Origin of the sequence: Roseovarius sp. S88 (assembly GCF_037023735.1) — a bacterium.
Classification (GTDB): domain Bacteria; phylum Pseudomonadota; class Alphaproteobacteria; order Rhodobacterales; family Rhodobacteraceae; genus Roseovarius; species Roseovarius phycicola.
The window spans coordinates 1,747,959-1,764,327 of sequence record NZ_CP146069.1 but is presented as its reverse complement, the minus strand read 5'-3'; the positions used below and the strand labels follow the sequence as shown (position 1 = coordinate 1,764,327).

General features: G+C 56.1%; 17 protein-coding genes and 4 tRNA genes. 11 read left to right on the top strand and 10 right to left on the bottom strand.

Annotated features, from left to right (window positions below; all coding sequences use genetic code 11):
- Nucleotides 1-176 precede the first annotated feature (176 nt).
- Nucleotides 177-1,487 (top strand): MAC/perforin domain-containing protein, encoded by a 1,311-nt coding sequence (locus tag RZ517_RS08975; RefSeq protein WP_338551096.1) that lies wholly within the window; start codon nt 177-179, stop codon nt 1,485-1,487.
- 338 nt (nt 1,488-1,825) lie between these two features.
- The gene (locus tag RZ517_RS08970; RefSeq protein ID WP_338551095.1) at nt 1,826-3,106 is read left to right on the top strand and encodes a DEAD/DEAH box helicase; all 1,281 of its coding nucleotides are present in this window, start codon (nt 1,826-1,828) and stop codon (nt 3,104-3,106) included.
- On the opposite strand, the gene RZ517_RS08965 is transcribed toward RZ517_RS08970, so the two are convergent.
- The 4 genes from RZ517_RS08965 to RZ517_RS08950 form a co-directional block, all read right to left on the bottom strand.
- On the bottom strand, nt 3,103-3,687 hold the full coding sequence (locus RZ517_RS08965; protein WP_338551130.1) for an HNH endonuclease: 585 nt from the start codon (nt 3,685-3,687) through the stop codon (nt 3,103-3,105). The genes RZ517_RS08970 and RZ517_RS08965 overlap by 4 nt on opposite strands.
- 269 nt (nt 3,688-3,956) lie before the next feature.
- Nucleotides 3,957-4,033, bottom strand: a tRNA-Asp gene (locus tag RZ517_RS08960).
- Nucleotides 4,034-4,054: 21 nt separating this feature from the next.
- Nucleotides 4,055-4,131: transfer RNA gene (locus tag RZ517_RS08955), tRNA-Asp, on the bottom strand.
- Nucleotides 4,132-4,267: 136 nt separating this feature from the next.
- A tRNA-Val gene (locus tag RZ517_RS08950) sits at nt 4,268-4,343 on the bottom strand.
- Nucleotides 4,344-4,551: 208 nt separating this feature from the next.
- On the opposite strand from RZ517_RS08950, the gene RZ517_RS08945 reads away from it, so the two are divergent.
- Nucleotides 4,552-4,899 (top strand): hypothetical protein, encoded by a 348-nt coding sequence (locus RZ517_RS08945; protein ID WP_338551094.1) that lies wholly within the window; start codon nt 4,552-4,554, stop codon nt 4,897-4,899.
- A gap of 15 nt (nt 4,900-4,914) precedes the next feature.
- On the opposite strand, the gene RZ517_RS08940 is transcribed toward RZ517_RS08945, so the two are convergent.
- The 3 genes from RZ517_RS08940 to RZ517_RS08930 all read right to left on the bottom strand — a co-directional run bounded on the left by RZ517_RS08940 (nt 4,915) and on the right by RZ517_RS08930 (nt 6,107).
- A complete protein-coding gene (locus RZ517_RS08940) occupies nt 4,915-5,526 on the bottom strand; it encodes a histidine phosphatase family protein (RefSeq protein ID WP_338551093.1) in 612 nt (203 codons plus the stop codon).
- Nucleotides 5,527-5,552: 26 nt separating this feature from the next.
- Nucleotides 5,553-5,627 (bottom strand) — tRNA-Val (locus RZ517_RS08935).
- A gap of 60 nt (nt 5,628-5,687) precedes the next feature.
- The gene (locus tag RZ517_RS08930; protein ID WP_338551092.1) at nt 5,688-6,107 is read right to left on the bottom strand and encodes an HU family DNA-binding protein; all 420 of its coding nucleotides are present in this window, start codon (nt 6,105-6,107) and stop codon (nt 5,688-5,690) included.
- Nucleotides 6,108-6,234: 127 nt separating this feature from the next.
- Here RZ517_RS08930 and RZ517_RS08925 point away from each other — a divergent pair, with 127 nt between their 5' ends.
- Nucleotides 6,235-6,432, top strand: a complete 198-nt coding sequence (locus RZ517_RS08925) for a hypothetical protein (RefSeq protein WP_338551091.1) — start codon at nt 6,235-6,237, stop codon at nt 6,430-6,432.
- Between the two features lie 88 nt (nt 6,433-6,520).
- On the opposite strand, the gene lon is transcribed toward RZ517_RS08925, so the two are convergent.
- Together lon and tgt are read right to left on the bottom strand one after the other, a co-directional pair.
- Nucleotides 6,521-8,923 (bottom strand): endopeptidase La, encoded by a 2,403-nt coding sequence (gene lon, locus RZ517_RS08920; protein ID WP_338551090.1) that lies wholly within the window; start codon nt 8,921-8,923, stop codon nt 6,521-6,523.
- A gap of 760 nt (nt 8,924-9,683) precedes the next feature.
- Nucleotides 9,684-10,808, bottom strand: coding sequence for a tRNA guanosine(34) transglycosylase Tgt (tgt, locus tag RZ517_RS08915; protein WP_338551089.1), 1,125 nt, complete (start codon nt 10,806-10,808; stop codon nt 9,684-9,686).
- Between the two features lie 113 nt (nt 10,809-10,921).
- Here tgt and RZ517_RS08910 point away from each other — a divergent pair, with 113 nt between their 5' ends.
- The 7 genes from RZ517_RS08910 to tpiA all read left to right on the top strand — a co-directional run bounded on the left by RZ517_RS08910 (nt 10,922) and on the right by tpiA (nt 15,502).
- Nucleotides 10,922-11,812 carry an SPFH domain-containing protein gene (locus tag RZ517_RS08910; RefSeq protein WP_338551088.1) on the top strand — a complete coding sequence of 297 codons (891 nt, stop codon included), beginning with the start codon at nt 10,922-10,924 and terminating at the stop codon, nt 11,810-11,812.
- Nucleotides 11,812-12,081: an NfeD family protein gene (locus RZ517_RS08905; RefSeq protein WP_338551087.1), complete on the top strand. Its 270-nt coding sequence runs from the start codon at nt 11,812-11,814 to the stop codon at nt 12,079-12,081. Before RZ517_RS08910 ends, RZ517_RS08905 begins: the two co-directional genes overlap by 1 nt.
- Before the next feature lie 94 nt (nt 12,082-12,175).
- A complete protein-coding gene (gene rimK / locus RZ517_RS08900) occupies nt 12,176-13,579 on the top strand; it encodes a 30S ribosomal protein S6--L-glutamate ligase (RefSeq protein ID WP_338551086.1) in 1,404 nt (467 codons plus the stop codon).
- 84 nt (nt 13,580-13,663) lie between these two features.
- A complete protein-coding gene (locus RZ517_RS08895; RefSeq protein ID WP_317054961.1) occupies nt 13,664-14,026 on the top strand; it encodes an SUF system Fe-S cluster assembly protein in 363 nt (120 codons plus the stop codon).
- Between the two features lie 29 nt (nt 14,027-14,055).
- A complete protein-coding gene (locus tag RZ517_RS08890) occupies nt 14,056-14,421 on the top strand; it encodes a HesB/IscA family protein (protein ID WP_338551085.1) in 366 nt (121 codons plus the stop codon).
- Nucleotides 14,418-14,747, top strand: coding sequence for a TfoX/Sxy family protein (locus RZ517_RS08885; RefSeq protein WP_338551084.1), 330 nt, complete (start codon nt 14,418-14,420; stop codon nt 14,745-14,747). Before RZ517_RS08890 ends, RZ517_RS08885 begins: the two co-directional genes overlap by 4 nt.
- Nucleotides 14,744-15,502, top strand: a complete 759-nt coding sequence (gene tpiA, locus RZ517_RS08880; RefSeq protein WP_317054964.1) for a triose-phosphate isomerase — start codon at nt 14,744-14,746, stop codon at nt 15,500-15,502. Before RZ517_RS08885 ends, tpiA begins: the two co-directional genes overlap by 4 nt.
- A 270-nt stretch (nt 15,503-15,772) precedes the next feature.
- Here the strand turns inward: tpiA and RZ517_RS08875 are convergent, their stop codons facing one another.
- Entirely contained in the window at nt 15,773-16,243 is a 471-nt protein-coding gene (locus RZ517_RS08875) for an Lrp/AsnC family transcriptional regulator (RefSeq protein ID WP_338551083.1), read from the bottom strand.
- Nucleotides 16,244-16,369: the final 126 nt, after the last annotated feature.

Below are 16,369 nucleotides of genomic sequence, written 5' to 3'. Positions count from 1 at the left end.
GGCATTGTCGCGGCGCCTTTTTTGATATCCGTTCATACGCATTCAATCGAAACCGCACTGAGGTTGCCTAGCACATGTAACAGGCGATTTTCCGCCATAGACCATAGTTTTGCCTTGGTTTCCTCGAAGCCTCCCAGAGTTACCAAAAAATATTTCAGACATTGGGAGATAAAAAATTGGAAGCCATCAGCGATTATGGAATTTTGGGATATGGCATTGATATTCTCAATAATCAGCCCCTGAAACGCATCATCAATTACACCTACAACGAACGCAATACGTTTGAATTTCAAAAGAAAATCCTTATTCCGGATCAATACAGCTATGATCCGACCCCCGTACATCAACTCACAGAACTTCGCTCTTCAGGCGTAATGCAGACATCACGAGAGTTTCAGATCAGTCTGGGGCGTGAATTGGGGCTTGGCGGCGTTGTTGATGGCGTCGAATTCTCAGGACAAGCCTCGTCAGTCAACAGCCTCTTTGAACAGGAAACAACCACGACCGCGCGCTATTACATCGAAACGGCGGCAGATTACGTGATCCTGACTTTGAACGGTGGAAGCCTGAAAGGCGCGGCCAACAAAGATGTGACTCAGGCAGCCAAAGACGCGCTTGACGGGTCAAAACCTTTCGAAGATTTCTTCAAGGAATGGGGAACGCATATTGTGCAATCGGCAAGTGTCGGCGGCGAGATGCGTGTGAAGACGTCCGTGTCGCTCAACGTGTCATCCTCCAAGAAAATCAGCCAAAACAAGATCAATCTTGAGGCATCCGCGAAGTCAGAAGCAGGTGGATATGCCAATGGAAAATTCGATTTCGATCAACGTTCCACAACAGAAGATAAAGTGTTTCGCGAGAACACCAGTGTGAGTGTTTTGCTCAAAGGTGGCATGATCGCCTCAAAAGGGTTCACCGAATGGCGCGACAGCCTGAACGCCAGTGAAATATTTTCACAGCCTGTCGACCAAGAGGACATGCGCCCACATGACGAACCCATGCTCGGCGCACAGCAAGGTAAGCTTTACCTGGGCCTGGGGCATCTGAAATACGTGCCATTGCATTCGGTGCTCGATCTCAGCACTGATGAAACAACGCGTTTTGACGCGGCTTTGAAAACATATCTTGGTGGCAAGAATCCGTTTGCAACAAAGGTGCAGACGTTGACAGCCTCCCTGGCGGAATCGAAGGAAATCAAGCTCGGCAACAAGGCGCGCTTTACCATGCGCGGCTGGATGGCAACCTACGAAACCTACGCCTGCCTCACCGCCAAGCCGGGCGCTTACGCAACGATTGCCTGCAAATCCGACGCCGAACCCGGTGGATGGACTGAAAAAACCGTTTACGCGGGTGAAACCGTCAAACTTCGGGGAAAGACCCCATACATGAGCAAATACATGGATGTAAAGTTTCTTAGCATTCATGGTGATGACCCAAAGGCGTCTTACCTCAAGGCGCATGCGCGCAACAAACTGGTGTCGTGGTAAACATCTCCTCTAAGCAACGCACACAGGCCGTTTGGCCTGTGCCGCAAACAGCACCTCAGTCGCAAAAAACCAAAGAATGCTTGACACTTAGCCGCCTAGGCCCCATGTCGCATCCATCGCTGTGATTGCGCGTGAGCCTGGCGGCAAAGCCGGGACAAGCAACCAGCCCAAGATTTCCAGTTCCCCATCACGCAGGGTTTCTGATGCGGTGCCAGACGGCGCGGGATACGCCCGACTGTCTTAAAGCATCGCCAAACCCTCTCGCCTGCGCATTCGGTGCGGGCATTATGTATCTGCGTGCATGCCCTTGCGGCTGTGCGCTCCGAAAAGGACACGACTTGTACGATTTTGACATGCTGGGCCTTGCGCCCCAATTGAACACGGCCATCAAAGAGGCCGGTCTTACTGAACCAACCCCCATCCAAAACAAGGCCATTCCGCTGGCCCTCGAAGGTCACGACGTTTTGGGCCTCGCCCAAACCGGCACAGGCAAAACCCTCGCCTTTGGTCTGCCGCTCATTCAGCATTTGCTGGATCAGCCCGGTAAGCCGCGCGAGAAAACGGTCAAGGCCCTGATCCTGGCCCCCACCCGCGAACTGGTGAACCAGATCGCCGACAGCCTGCGCAACCTGACGGCTAAAACCAAGCTGCGGGTTGTGACCGTGGTCGGCGGACAGTCCATCGGCAAACAGATCAAGCTTCTCAGCCGGGGCACCGATATCCTTGTGGCCACGCCGGGCCGGTTGATCGACCTGATGGACCGCCGTGCGCTCGATCTTTCAACCGCACGTCATCTGGTGCTGGACGAGGCCGACCAGATGCTCGACATGGGCTTTATCCATGACCTGCGCAAAATCGCACCGAAGCTGGGCACCCCGCGTCAGACCATGCTGTTTTCGGCCACCATGCCAAAACAGATGGAAGAACTGAGCCAAGCCTATTTGAGCAATCCCAAACGGGTGCAGGTGGCACCTCCGGGCAAAGCCGCCGACAAAATCACCCAGTCGGTCCATTTTGTGCCCGGCCCGGAAAAGCCCTCCAAGCTGCGCGAAATCCTGTCGAATGATGCCGGTGCTTTGACATTGGTTTTTGCGCGCACCAAGCATGGCGCGGAAAAGCTGATGAAAGGTCTCGTGGCCGACGGGTTCAACGCCGCCTCCATTCACGGCAACAAGACCCAAGGCCAACGCGACCGCGCACTCAAGGCGTTCCGGCAAGGCACCGTCAACATCTTGGTGGCCACCGATGTGGCCGCTCGCGGCATCGACATTCCCGGCGTGGCTTATGTGATCAACTACGATCTGCCAGAAGTTGCGGACAATTATGTGCACCGGATTGGCCGCACGGCACGCGCCGGGCGAGAGGGCCAGGCCATTGCCTTTTGCGCCCATGAAGAGGCCGGATTGTTGCGCGACATCGAGAAACTGATGAAAATCACGATCCCGGTGGCGAGTGGCACGCCGCCAACAGATTTCACAGCGCGTCCCAAACGAGGCCAGAAGCAAGGGCAACGCCGTCGTTCAGGCCCACCCCGGAACAGGTCATCGAAACCTGCGGGCAATGGCCAGGCACCTCAAGGCACCAAGAGGCGCAGGCCTCGCCGTCGTAAGGCTGCCTAAGCCTGCAGCTCGGCATCCCAGTAAAGGAAATCCATCCAGCTTTCGTGCAGATAGTTGGGTGGAAATTTACGCCCCAGATTGCGCAGCTGTTCAGCCTCTGGCGCACGCGGCGGGCGGCGCAGGCTTAGGTTGGACTGCCGAAGGCTCTTGGCACCTTTCTTGAGGTTGCAAGGGCTGCACGCTGCCACGACGTTTTCCCAACTTGTAATTCCGCCCTTGGCGCGCGGCACAACGTGATCAAAGGTGAGGTTTCCCTTCGAGCCACAATATTGACAGCAAAACTGATCGCGCAGAAAGAGGTTGAACCGGGTGAAGGCCACACGCTTTTGTGGCTTCACATAGTCCTTAAGCACGATGACCGAGGGGATCTTGATCTCAGTCGAAGGGCTGCGCACCGTGTCCTCATATTCGGCCACGATGTCCACCCGATCCAGATAGGCCGCCTTGATGGCGTCCTGCCACGTCCAAAGCGACAACGGATAGTACGAGAGAGGCCGATAATCCGCATTTAGAACCAACGCCGGATGATGTTTCAACGCGGACGGTTCTCTGACGAATTCAGTTCTAAACTCTGCAATCATAACGCTCTCGTTCTCCTGCTCAGTCTGCCTCATGCTTTGTGCCTTGGGATGCGATGCCACACCCTTCTCAGCCACCACTATATCTCGTGTTTTGACTCTGGCAATACCCAGATATTGCAGCATATGTTGCGGTTGAGGTGGCGCGGAATGGTTTCAAGGATATGACAGGTTTCCACTAGGAAATTGAGTGTGATCAGTGTCCGCTGTGCCGTGTTGCTTTAACGGATGGCCGCATGTCGGCTCGTCAAAGGATTGGAGTTACACAGGACTGGCGCGGTTGACGGGGCTCGAACCCGCGACCCCCGGCGTGACAGGCCGGTACTCTAACCAGCTGAGCTACAACCGCGCAGATCATGTTTTGCAGCAGTGGCGCGGTTGACGGGGCTCGAACCCGCGACCCCCGGCGTGACAGGCCGGTACTCTAACCAACTGAGCTACAACCGCCCGCTGCAAGCCTGACCCCGAAAGCCCAGACGTGAGGTGCTTCTTAGGCTGCGCGCCCGGCCCCGTCAAGCACTGTCAACGTGAAAACGCGCACAAGCCAGCAAGCTCTCAAACCGTCACAATTTGTAAGAGTGGATGGTGGGCGGTGAGGGACTCGAACCCCCGACATCTTCGGTGTAAACGAAGCGCTCTACCAACTGAGCTAACCGCCCGCCTTGCGCGCCCTCTAACAAATGTCTGCACTGGGGCGCAAGGGCAGAAGCGCGTAAGAAACAAGAATAATCCTTGATTGTGTGCCCTGTCTGTCTTGAGACGTTACGTCACGTCAAGAATTTCACCCCTTCGCCTTTTTTTCTCACTGGTTTCAAGTAGCACTCATATTTGGAGCGGTGCGGGGTTTGTGAGGAGATTGTACTCTAAATGTCGTGGTTTGTCGGTATTGCCCTTCCTTTGGCCCTTTATTTTGGTCTTGCTCTCCTACCCAAAGCTGGCGCGGTGCGCCTCTTCATTCTGTCCGGCCTTGGCATTGGCGTGCTTTGGGCAGCGTTTTTCCTGAAAATCGGTGACGCAGGCGCTGTTGACACGTCGGACGGCGTTTACAACATCATGAAATTGCTTGGGTTTTCTACCGCTCTTGTGCTTGGTGGCTCGATGATGGTGTTAAAAACCCGGCTGCCCGACACCTGGCCGACCTGGTCTTGGCCGGTCTGTGTTGTGCTTGCACTTGTCGCTGTTGGGCTGCCCATTTTCCGCATGTTTTCGATGTAATTTGCGCGGTATTGCCTACGTCGTCAGAACAGTGGCTTTGCCGTCTTTAACGTGATGAACAATCCCCTGCCCGCCGGGCAATGATGACAATGCCTCAGGATTCAAACCAAGCGCGACACATCTCAACAGCCGCGACGTGACCCCATGCGTGACGATCACTGTGGGACCCTGCAACCGGTTGAGCGCCTTTCGCACCCGTGCGGTCATGTCTTGAAGCCTTTCGCCCTCAGGTGCCTCAAATTTCCAAAGATTCGGATCATTTTCAATGGGCAATCCGGGATGTGCGTTCGACAGCGAGGTCACAGTCTCTCCCTGCCAGATGCCCATATTGATCTCGACCAATGCCGCATCGATTTGCAACTCAAGCCCCAGGGGCTCGTTCACGATCTCGGTCGTGCGGCGCGCCCGTCCTGCAGGGCTGGTCACCAGGCTCGTGCCCGACGGCAAACCAAAGCGCATCAGGATACGTCCCTGCGCCCGGGCCTGCGCCATCCCTGTCTGAGTCAACGGGCTGTCCAGTTGCCCTTGCAAGCGCCCGGCCCGGTTCCACTCGGTTTCTCCATGGCGCAGCACCCAAAGCTCTGGCAGCTTTGGCGCGCGAGGCTGATCCGACTGCTTTTGAGACATGGCGTGTCATCCGCGCGGTAAGAAAGTGGTGGGCGATAACAGATTCGAACTGCTGACATCTTCGATGTGAACGAAGCGCTCTACCACTGAGCTAATCGCCCGCCAGAGCGCTATCTAGCTGCACAGTTTGCCTCGTGCAAGTCCCAGCACAGAGCCTGAGTTCAGCTTTGCTCTTTGGACTGGCGAATGCGCACGATGCTGATATTCGCGTTCGGGTTTTCTTTGCGGCGTTTGTGCACCATTCGCCCCAAAGGTTGCAGGTTCATGGTTCGACCTTCGGCCACAGCCTCGCCCATCACTTCGAGCATGGCTTCCACAACCGGTTTGACTTTGTGTTTGGGAAGTTCGGCGTGTCGACTGACCTCTTCCACAAGCTCTTTGCGCTTCATTTCGGCCTTCACACTGGTCGCGGCAGGAGCCGGGTTTGGCGTCGCAGGCGCTTTGGATGTCGGTGGCACCTGCGCAGGTATCTTGGGTTTGGCTGGGGCCGGTTTTGTCGATGTCTTGAGGGACTTCGCCTTGCTGCCCGCAGCCGCAGAAACAGCCTTGGGCTTTGTCTTGGTTGCGCTTTGTGTTGCCATAATCACCACCCGATTGTTTGTATTTTGGAAACAGCATACGGAAATCTGCGTCAAAAACCACCTCTCAGTTGACCTTGCTGTTTCAGGAAATGTAAACTGTTGCAGAATAAATTCTGGGGGAATTTACGTGAAACACTTATTTGTTGCTGCCGGTTTGATTGTTGTGCTTGCGGCAGAGCCATCTTTCGCCGGGTCTTTGTCTGACCCAGTTGTAGAGCCTTCGGTGATCGCCGAAGATGCGACGGCCAGCTCTGAGCAGTTGGAAGGCACGTTGGCAGGTCTGTCGGTTCTGTTGATCATCCTGGCGGCTGCGGGCGCGTTCTAAACTTAAACGTCGCAGCGCAAGAAGCTCAATTCAAACGAAAAACGGCGCCTTGGATTAAGGCGCCGCTTTATGTGTTTGCTGTATAGCGTCAATGTGCCGTTGCGCCTGACCCTTGCGTCGATTGCAGAGCAGCAGCCGCGGCTTCCTCGGCCTCTTCGTCCCATTCCACGGCCTTTGGCGTGTCCACCAGCGCCAGCCGCAGCACTTCGCTCACGTGATCGACCGGGATGATTTCCAGCCCCTCTTTCACGTTGTCGGGAATCTCCACCAGATCCTTCTCGTTGTCGCGCGGGATAAGCACAGTGGTGATCCCCCCGCGCAATGCCGCAAGGAGTTTTTCCTTAAGGCCGCCAATCGGAAGGGCCGTGCCGCGCAGGGTGACCTCACCTGTCATGGCAATATCCTTGCGCACCGGAATGCCGGTCAGAACCGAGACAATCGACGTCACCATGGCAAGACCAGCACTTGGCCCGTCTTTCGGCGTCGCGCCTTCGGGCACATGCACGTGGATATCCCATTTCTCAAACTTGGGCGGTTTGACCCCGATCTTTGGTGCAATCGAACGCACATAGGAATTCGCCGCGTCGATGGATTCCTTCATCACATCGCCCAGCTTGCCGGTGGTTTTCATCCGGCCTTTGCCCGGCAGGCGCAGCGCCTCGATGTTCAAAAGCTCACCGCCCACCGAGGTATAGGCCAGACCAGTCACGACACCGACCTGGTCTTTTTCCTCGGCCAGGCCGAACTTGAACTTTTTCACGCCAAGGAAATCGTCGATGTTTTCTGATGTGACATCAACGCTTTCCGCTTCCTTGCGAATGATCTTGGTCAACGCCTTTCGCGCCACCTTGCCAATCTCACGTTCAAGGTTCCGAACCCCCGCCTCACGCGTGTAATAGCGGATGATATCGGTCAGCGCATCGTCGCCAAAGCTGAACTCCTTGGTTTTCAAGCCATGGTTCTTGATCTGCTTGGGCAGCAAATGCTGCTTGGCGATCTCGCGCTTTTCGTCCTCGGTGTAACCGGCCAGCGGAATGATCTCCATCCGGTCCAGCAATGGCCCCGGCATGTTGTAAGAGTTCGCCGTGGTCAGGAACATCACATTCGAGAGGTCATATTCGACCTCCATGTAGTGATCGATAAAGGTCGAGTTTTGTTCCGGATCCAGCACCTCAAGCATGGCCGACGCTGGGTCACCCCGGAAATCCTGACCCATCTTGTCGATCTCATCGAGAAGAATAAGCGGGTTGGTGGTTTTCGCCTTTTTCAGCGCCTGAATGATCTTACCTGGCATGGACCCAATGTAAGTCCGGCGATGACCGCGAATCTCGCTTTCATCGCGCACGCCACCCAGGCTGATGCGAATAAATTCGCGCCCCGTCGCCTTGGCCACGGATTGCCCAAGCGAGGTTTTACCCACACCCGGAGGTCCCACAAGGCACAGGATCGGGCCTTTGAGCTTCTTCGAGCGTTGTTGAACCGCCAGATACTCGACGATGCGTTCCTTCACCTTTTCAAGGCCATAGTGATCGTTGTCGAGCACATCCTGCGCGCGGCTCAGGTCCTTTTTAACCCGGCTTTTCACGCCCCACGGGATCGACAGCATCCAGTCGAGGTAATTGCGCACCACGGTGGCCTCGGCCGACATCGGGCTCATGTTCTTGAGCTTCTTCAGCTCGCCATCAACCTTCTCACGCGCCTCTTTCGAGAGCTTAGTGTTGGCGATTTTCTCTTCTAGCTCGGCGATTTCGCCCTCGCCCTCTTCGCCGTCGCCCAATTCCTTTTGAATGGCCTTCATTTGCTCATTCAGATAATATTCGCGCTGCGTGCGCTCCATCTGGGATTTGACGCGGGTCTTGATCTTTTTCTCGACCTGAAGCACCGACATCTCGCCCTGCATCAGGCCGTACACCTTCTCAAGCCGCTCGCTCACGGAAAGCGTCTCCAAAAGCTCTTGCTTTTGGTCCACTTCAATGCCCAGATGCCCCGACACAAGATCGGCCAGCTTGGCCGCATCATCGGCTTCTGTCACGGCGGCCAGCGCCTCTTCGGGAATGTTTTTCTTGATCTTGGCGTAGCGCGCGAATTCATCCGTCACTGTGCGCAGCAGCGCCTCAATCGTTGCGGCATCGCCCGGCATTTCGGTCAGATACTCAGCGCGGGCCTCAAAAAAGTTGGGGTTTTCAATGTAATCTGTGATTTTCACACGGCTCACGCCTTCGACCAGCACTTTAACCGTGCTGTCGGGCAGTTTGAGCAGCTGCAGCACATTGGCCAGCACACCGGTGTTGTAAATACCATCAGATGTCGGATCGTCCTCAGAGGGATCAATCTGACTGCTGAGCAGGATTTGTTTGTCATCCTGCATCACCTCTTCCAGCGCGCGCACCGATTTTTCACGGCCCACGAAAAGCGGCACGATCATATGTGGGAACACCACAATATCGCGCAGCGGCAGCACTGGGTAAGAGGCGTTAAGGGGATCTTTCATGCTCGATATCCTATACTCGCAAAAAGGCTCTGGTCCCGACTTGGCGGCAACGCCCGGCCTTTTCCGTTTCGATGAGGTTAATCTGGGGCGATGCCCGCCCTGTTTCAACCTTGGTGGGCTTATATGGGGTCGTTTTACCTGTGGCGCTGACAATGCCGTGCGCACAGCGCTGGCACAAGCGCGAATTCAATCAAATTTCAGGTTTGTTTAAGGGTTCAGGCCAAAACGGACGCTGCCAAAACGGCAACGGACATCCAACTGGCGGCGAATACGGCAAATGGCATGGTCAGGTCCTCACTGGTTACACATCAAACTAGGAAAGGACCGCACACACGCCTAGTCAGGATATCCTGACTTTAGGTCACATAAACGCGCGTGCGGCTCCAAAATCCGGCGAGGTCAGGTCAGCAGAGAAATTGCGACCATCGCCATAAAGGCCCAGGAAAAGGAAAAGACAGCAAAAGACATTTTATCGGTTCCCATCAACCGGGCGTGAACCGCCCGTGAAACCGAAGGTGCATGCAAAACCTTCTCAAAGGGTAAACGGATCATAACGAACCTTAATTTTACGCCAGAACAGCGACCGCCAAAACGGCTGCTGACATCCAGCTCACAGCAAACATAGCAAAAGGCATAATACTATCACTCACAGACATCACTAAAACACGGGTATCTTACCCCGAGTCAGGCGATATCACCTAGCAAGAATCCGCCGATGCGGCAGAAACGGACTGATGCCAAAATCGGGATAATACAGAATTCAGAGCGGATCGATGTCGCCTTGGGCACACCCGGCATGGAAATTTTCTTCCCACTGGGCAAAGTTGCCATTTGCAATCGCACCTCGCATTTCATTCATAATATCCTGATAATACTGCAAATTATGCCAGGTCAGCAGCATCGAACTCAAAATTTCCTGACTGCGGAAAAGGTGATGCAGATAGGCGCGGGAATAGTTGCGGCAGGCGGGACAGGAACACGCCTCATCCAGCGGACGTGTGTCATCCATGTGACGCGCGTTCTTGATATTGAGCTGCCCATACCGGGTGAAAACCTGCCCGGTGCGCCCCGAACGCGAGGGCAAAACGCAATCCATCATGTCAATGCCGCGCTTCACAGCACCCACGATATCGTCCGGTTTGCCTACCCCCATCAGGTATCTGGGCTGGTCTTTTGGCAGGCTGTCGCAGGCATAATCCAGCACGCCGAACATGGCCTCTTGCCCCTCACCCACGGCAAGGCCGCCGACGGCATAACCATCAAACCCGATCTCAACCAGCGCCTTGGCGCTTTCTTCGCGCAGCTCTTGCGTCACGCCGCCCTGCATAATGCCGAAAAGTGCATGTCCGGGCCGGTCGCCGAATGCTACCTTCGAGCGTTCTGCCCACCGCATTGATAGCCGCATGGCGCGCGCCACTTCTTCGTCCGTGGCAGGCAGCGCCGGGCATTCATCGAAACACATGACAATGTCCGAACCCAACAGTGCCTGAATTTCCATGGACCGTTCCGGGGTCAGCTCATGTTTGGACCCGTCAATATGGCTCTTAAAGGTCACACCTTTTTCGGTAAGTTTTCTTAACCCCGCCAGGCTCATCACCTGAAACCCGCCGCTGTCGGTCAGGATAGGCCGTGGCCAGTTCATGAATTTATGCAACCCGCCCAGGGCCGCCATCCGCTCTGCGCCCGGGCGCAGCATCAGATGATAGGTGTTGCCCAAAAGGATATCGGCACCGGTTTCGCGCACACTTTCGGGCATCATTGCCTTCACCGTCGCCGCCGTGCCCACAGGCATGAAAGCGGGCGTGCGGATGTCTCCACGTGGCGTGTTGATTACACCAGTACGTGCCGAGCCATCCGTGGCCTGCAAATCAAAAGAAAAACCCAATCGACACCCGTTTCTTTCACTTTCGCCTCTCTCTAAAGCGGTTTACCTTACATTGTAAATTCGCTGTGAGCACATATATTGTATACTGTCGTATACATAAAAGAGGGACCTACATGACAGAAGACCAAATCATCAGCCTGCTTTCTTCGAACCTGATTTACATCCTGCTCGCCTTTCTTCTTTTCCTTGTCATTTTCAAGGGCATCAAGATTGTTCCCCAATCCGAACAACATGTGGTCGAACGTTTTGGCCGCCTGCGTTCCGTGCTTGGACCTGGCATCAACTTTATCGTGCCTTTTCTGGATGTTGTGCGGCACAAGATATCCATTCTGGAACGTCAGCTTCCCAATGCCAGCCAGGATGCCATCACCAAGGACAACGTTCTTGTGCAGGTTGAGACATCCGTCTTTTACCGCATCACCCAGCCGGAAAAGACGGTCTACCGGATCCGCGATGTGGATGCCGCGATTGCCACCACCGTGGCCGGGATCGTGCGGGCCGAGATCGGTAAAATGGACCTTGATGATGTTCAGGCAAACCGAAATCAGCTGATCTCAACCATCAAAGTTCTGGTCGAAAGCGCCGTGGACGACTGGGGAATCGAGGTGACACGCGCCGAAATCCTCGATGTGAACCTCGATCAGGCCACCCGCGATGCTATGCTGCAACAACTCAACGCCGAACGCGCCCGCCGCGCCCAGGTGACTGAGGCCGAGGGAAAACGTCGTGCCGTGGAACTCGCCGCGGATGCCGAGCTTTATGCCGCGCAAAAAGCCGCCGAGGCACGTCGGATAGAGGCCGATGCCGAAGCCTATGCAACCGGTGTCGTAGCGAAGGCGATTGCCGATAACGGGTTGGAGGCTGCGCAGTATCAGGTGGCTTTGAAACAGGTAGAATCGCTGAATGCGCTTGGCCAAGGGCCTTCGACATCTACCGTTCTGGTGCCTGCACAGGCACTTGAAGCCTTCGGCAATGCCTTCAACATGTTGAAGGGGAAATCATAATGGCCTGGATTTCACTATGGTGGGTCTGGCTTTGTGCAGCACTTGTGCTGGCCATTCTGGAGCTTTTGATCCCAAGCTACATTTTCCTTGGTATCGCGGTCGGTGCCGCCGTTATGGCTGGCGTTGTCGTCGTCGCGCCGGGGCTTGGCGTTTCAACGCTGATGGCCATCTTTGGTGCTGTTTCGCTGGTGTCCTGGCTGGTCCTACGCCGGGTGTTTCGGTCGCCGGACGATCAGACCCGCATCGTGCATGAGGACATCAACAAATAAAGTGCCCTTGAGTTGGCGCAGGATACATGTTGGGATCAGGGCTCGGCCGGAAAACATCTCCGCGCCGAGCCCTTGATTTAAAAACAGGTATCCCATGGCTGACAGTTCCGCTCCCGAAACACTTCAATTTGGATGGGAAGAATGGATCAGCCTGCCCGATCTGGGCGTCCCTGCTCTGCGCGCCAAGGTCGACACCGGCGCGCGAACGTCGGCGCTTCATGCCTTTGACATCGAAACCTTTGGCTCAGCCGCCAAACCCAAGGTGCGTTTTACCGTGCACCCCATTCCGGGGCGCGATGATCTGGTGATCCCCTGCTCGGCCCCCATCGTGGACCGCCGCGAAGTCTCAAGTTCGAATGGTGAAAAAGAGCTGCGCTTTGTGATTGAAAGCACGATGGAAGTGGCCGGTCAAAGCTGGCCTATCGAAATAACGCTGACCAACCGCTCCTCCATGACAAGCCGAATGCTTTTGGGACGGCAGGCGATGAAGGACCACATCTCGATTGCCGCTACCGACCGGTTCCTACAGCCTGAACTCAATTATGACGTCTATCACACCAAGCGCATGCGAGAGGTGCAGCCCAATCGCGCCCTGCGCATAGCCGTGCTGAGCCGTGAGGACAATTACTCGACCAGACGGCTTGTGGAAGAAGGTGAAAAACGCGGCCATGCAGTTGAGGTAATCAACACAACCCGTTGTTATATGACGATAAACACACTGGCCCCCGAGGTGCATTACGATGGCAAGCGCCTGCCGCGCTATGACGCTGTGATCCCGCGTATCGGCGCCTCGATCACCGCTTATGGCGCTGCTGTCATCCGCCAGTTTGAAACCATCGGCACCTATTGCGTGAACCCGTCTGCAGGAATCACGGCCAGCCGGGACAAGCTTTACGCACATCAGATCATGGCCCGCGCCAAAGTTGGGATGCCCAACACCGCGTTTGCCGCCTCGCCCCAGGACACCGGCAATCTTATCGGACTGGTAGGCACTGCACCGTTGATCGTAAAGCTTTTGGAATCCACCCAAGGCAAGGGCGTCGTTCTAGCAGAAACCAAAAAGGCCGCCGAGTCGGTGATTGATGCCTTTCGCGGGCTAAAGGCCAACTTCCTTGTGCAGGATTTCGTCAAGGAAGCTGCAGGTGAAGATATCCGGTGCCTTGTCATTGGCGGCAAGGTCGTGGCGTCCATGAAACGCACCGGGGCTGAGGGCGATTTCCGCTCCAACCTGCATCGCGGCGGCTCGGCCAAGGCGGTGCGCATCACCAAAACCGAACGCGAAACCGCCCTGCGCGCGGCCAAGTCATTTGGTCTCGGATTGGCCGGTGTGGACCTTTTGCGCGCTGAGGCCGGGCCTAAAGTACTAGAGGTCAATTCCTCGCCGGGCATGGAAGGGATCGAGACATCCACCGGCAAAAATATCGTTGGAATGCTCTATGAGGATATTGAGGCCCGTGTGCGCCCGACGCCCATCCGGCGGAGGAAAGCGGCGAAATAGCACAACCCTGATTGGGACACGCCTCTGGACGTGCCTCAGTATAAACCTTATATCTTTGCTCAGGAAAACGTCACAGGACCGGACATGACCCAAAATCCTGATCCCATGGAAGGTGCGCCGCTCATTGCGCCCTCAACCACAGATCACCCGCTTTATGACCAGATCGTCGAGGCGTGCCGCTCGGTGTTTGACCCGGAAATTCCTGTTAATATCTATGACCTGGGTCTGATCTATACCATTGATGTTGATCCGGAAAATGCAGTGAAGGTGATCATGACGCTGACTGCGCCGGGTTGCCCCGTGGCCGGCGAAATGCCCGGCTGGGTGGCCGAAGCGGTTGAACCCCTGCCAGGGGTCAAACAGGTCGACGTGGAGCTCACATGGGAGCCCCCCTGGGGCATGGATATGATGAGCGATGAGGCGCGGCTGGAGCTGGGCTTTCTGTGAAGTGGTTATTGGATTGAAAGGCGAGCTTTATGTTCGGCATTCCAGGAAAACAAGCGGTCAGCATGACCCCCAACGCGGCACAAAAGATTGCGGCGCTGATGGAGAAAGACGGCCATCAGGGCCTGCGCATCGGCGTCAAGAAAGGCGGCTGCGCGGGCATGGAATACACCATGGATTACGTCAATGAGGTCGATCCCCATGACGAGGTGGTCGAACAGGACGGCGCGCGGGTGATGATTGCGCCGATGGCGCAGATGTTCCTTTTTGGCACCGAGATCGATTATCAGACCTCGTTGCTGGAATCCGGTTTTGTCTTCAACAACCCCAATGTCTCCGAGGCCTGCGGCTGCGGCGAGTCGATCAAGTTCGATGAGGCGTTGTTCGAGAAGAAATGAGCGTCTCAGACGCCGATATCGCCGGTTCAGTTGAGCTTTTTGGCCCCATTGGAGACATCACCACACGCAAGATGATGGGCGGGCTGTGCCTTTATGCCGACGGCACGATCTTTGCCATTCTGCACAGCGACGGTACGCCCTATCTCAAGGCGCAGGGCGCGGATATGATTGCCAAGCTGGAAGAGATGGGCGGCACCCGCTGGACCTACAGCCGCGAAGGCAAGCCGCCCACATCCATGCCCTACTGGTCCCTGCCCGACGCCGCGCTTGACGACGCGGAGCTGGCCTGCGATCTGGCACGCGAGACATTGAAGGACCTCAGATGACCCAAGCCCGCAAACTCGCCGCTGGAAACTGGAAGATGAATGGCACCCGCGCGGCGCTTGCAGAGCTGGAGGCGCTGGCCCGGGCGCATCCCAATCCTTCGGTCGGTATCCTGATCTGCCCGCCTGCCACGCTCATTCAGACCGCAAGTGCGGCAATGGCGGATACACCCGTAGAAATTGGCGGACAGGATTGTCACGCCGAGCCATCTGGCACCCATACCGGCGATATCTCGGCGGAAATGCTGGTGGATGCCGGGGCCACATCCGTGATCCTGGGCCATTCAGAGCGCCGCGAGGATCACGAGGAAAGCAGCGAAGATGTCCGCGCCAAGGCCAAGGCGGCACAGGCGGTGGGTCTTGTGACGATCATCTGCCTGGGCGAGTCGCTGGCCCAACGCGAGGCCAACAACACGCTCGACATCATCGGCGGTCAGCTGGCCGCCTCCCTGCCCGACAGCTGCTGTGCCACCAACACCGTTGTCGCCTATGAACCCATCTGGGCCATTGGCACCGGCAAAGTGCCCACCACCGCACAGATTGACGAAGTGCATGACTTCATTCGCACGCGGCTGATCCAGCGTTTCGGGGAGGCTGAGGGCGGTGGGATACCGTTGCTTTACGGCGGGTCCGTGAAACCCGGCAACGCGGCCGAGATTTTTGCGACGGACAATGTGGATGGCGCACTTGTGGGCGGCGCGAGTTTGAAGGCCGAGGATTTCTCGCCGATTATCACGGCGCTGGAGGGGTCGGCGTAGGGCGGGGTTTCACCCCGCGATCGCAACACGTGCCGGGTTGAAACCCGGCCTACCAACTGCGTTAAGCCATACATAACATTTACCATTGAGCCGCGCGATTGTCAGACCGCGGGGTGGCGACCTGCTGAAAGTTCAAAGCACTTTATGTCTGCCAAGCCGCAAACTCTTTGAACAATGTGCTGACATCAACCAATCGCCAGCCCGATGGGGCGGTCTGGCGATCGCGCGGCGGCGCTGCGCGCCTCAATTCCGCGCGAGAGTTACACCCCCTCACCCCACCTCCATCGGCAACACCGTCGTCGACTTGATTTCTTCCATCGACAAAAGCGCCGTAACATTGTGCACTTTCACTTCCGATATCAGCGCCTGGTAGAACGTGTCGTAGGCCCGTGCGTTGGCCACCACGACCTTCAGGATGTAGTCGATATCCCCTGCCAAACGGTGTGCCTCCAGCACTTCGGGGCGGCTTTTCAACGCGTTCAGAAACCGCCCCTGCCAGCCGGCATCATGCTCTGACGTGCGGATCAGGACAAAGAAACACGCCTCGAACCCGAGCGCTTCAGCATCCAGCAGATAGGTCTGGTGCTTGATCACGCCCCCATCGCGCATTTTGCGAATCCGGTTCCACACCGGGGTCTTGGAACTGCCCACGGACTTGGCGATATCATCCAGCGATTGCCCCCCGTCGCGCTGCAGCTCCAAAAGAATTTTCCGATCCAGATCGTCGAGACGAACAGCCATTCCGGTTTTTCCTCTTTTCCAGAACATTCCCGATAAGTTAGCTAAAAATTAGAACATTGATCCTTATTTGCAAGCGTATATGGCGCTTTATTGGAATAATTTCCTATATATTACTCAAGAATTCTG

Coding starts and splice junctions, on each gene's coding strand:
- RZ517_RS08905 (WP_338551087.1), top strand. CDS start 11,812: ATGGCCTGGATTTCACTATGGTGGGTCTGGCTTTGTGCAGCACTTGTG.
- RZ517_RS08945 (WP_338551094.1), top strand. CDS start 4,552: ATGTCGTGGTTTGTCGGTATTGCCCTTCCTTTGGCCCTTTATTTTGGT.
- RZ517_RS08940 (WP_338551093.1), bottom strand. CDS start 5,526: ATGTCTCAAAAGCAGTCGGATCAGCCTCGCGCGCCAAAGCTGCCAGAG.
- RZ517_RS08910 (WP_338551088.1), top strand. CDS start 10,922: ATGACAGAAGACCAAATCATCAGCCTGCTTTCTTCGAACCTGATTTAC.
- lon (WP_338551090.1), bottom strand. CDS start 8,923: ATGAAAGATCCCCTTAACGCCTCTTACCCAGTGCTGCCGCTGCGCGAT.
- RZ517_RS08965 (WP_338551130.1), bottom strand. CDS start 3,687: ATGATTGCAGAGTTTAGAACTGAATTCGTCAGAGAACCGTCCGCGTTG.
- RZ517_RS08890 (WP_338551085.1), top strand. CDS start 14,056: ATGTTCGGCATTCCAGGAAAACAAGCGGTCAGCATGACCCCCAACGCG.
- RZ517_RS08930 (WP_338551092.1), bottom strand. CDS start 6,107: ATGGCAACACAAAGCGCAACCAAGACAAAGCCCAAGGCTGTTTCTGCG.
- RZ517_RS08895 (WP_317054961.1), top strand. CDS start 13,664: ATGACCCAAAATCCTGATCCCATGGAAGGTGCGCCGCTCATTGCGCCC.
- RZ517_RS08875 (WP_338551083.1), bottom strand. CDS start 16,243: ATGGCTGTTCGTCTCGACGATCTGGATCGGAAAATTCTTTTGGAGCTG.
- tpiA (WP_317054964.1), top strand. CDS start 14,744: ATGACCCAAGCCCGCAAACTCGCCGCTGGAAACTGGAAGATGAATGGC.
- rimK (WP_338551086.1), top strand. CDS start 12,176: ATGGCTGACAGTTCCGCTCCCGAAACACTTCAATTTGGATGGGAAGAA.
- RZ517_RS08885 (WP_338551084.1), top strand. CDS start 14,418: ATGAGCGTCTCAGACGCCGATATCGCCGGTTCAGTTGAGCTTTTTGGC.